Here is an 898-nt window from a genome sequence, read left to right as displayed (position 1 = left end):
TCATAAGCTTGGTTTTCATATAGGATGATGCCAACTTTAGATACTTTGCGCCCAATACGATGATAAAAGATCTCATCAATAGACTGTGCCTTTTCACCTAAATGGCGGATATGTCCAACATCTTGACGAAAGCGCTCCATCGGTGATTGTTTAATAAGTCCTGAATGCTGACGATAATGATATATCTCTTGCAGCCATGCTTGTAAGCGTAGGTTAAAGTCGAGTAACGAGTTGATTTCAGCAAGATTGATTTCATTGATAAATTGCTCACGAACGGTCTTATGCCAACGTTCAAGCTTTCCCTTGCCTTCAGGTTCATACGGACGACAATAAATCAGTCGAATATCTAAACGTGCACAAATTTGCTGTAATGACTCACTGCGATAAGCTGAGCCATTATCAACAATCAAACGCTTTGGCAATCCACGCCGAAGGACGGCTTCTTTCAATACACATTCTACCGAAACTGCCTGCTCATTAAAATAAAATCCACTATGGGTAATCAGGCGCGAGGCGTCATCCATTAAGCTAATTAAATAGACCTTTTGCAGTCCTTTAGCGGTGTGAATTTTACCGGCATGCATGACATCACCATACCAGATATCATTGGCGCGTTCTGCGCTAAACTGCCTGCGTTCAATAGCAGGGGCATCTGATATCACACGCGCAGACAAGTGCTCATTACGTAGAAAGCGATGGACGGTCGATTTGGGCAATGCTTTAAAACCATTGTTTGCCATTAACACCAATAAGGTATTGACTGAACGACGCATGTCTTCTTTTTTGAAGTGTATCAATAAACGCTTGGCTTCTTCGGTTAATTTACTCTTTTGCTTATCTGAACGTGGTTTTGGTTCTAATCCCTCAATCCCTGATCGACGCCAATGATGATACCAAC

The 898-nt window shown here is 42.0% G+C and carries 1 protein-coding gene; it reads right to left on the bottom strand.

The window, feature by feature from the left end; translation table 11 throughout:
• A partial coding sequence (locus ACTS4L_RS11345; protein ID WP_440652072.1) for a DDE-type integrase/transposase/recombinase occupies positions 1-898 on the bottom strand: 898 nt, incomplete at both ends.

It is taken from the genome of Cysteiniphilum sp. 19S12-1 (assembly GCF_052030685.1).
In the GTDB taxonomy this organism is placed as follows: Bacteria; Pseudomonadota; Gammaproteobacteria; order Francisellales; family Francisellaceae; genus Caedibacter.
The sequence above is the reverse complement of the archived record's forward strand: the minus strand, read 5'-3'. Positions and strand labels throughout refer to the sequence as shown.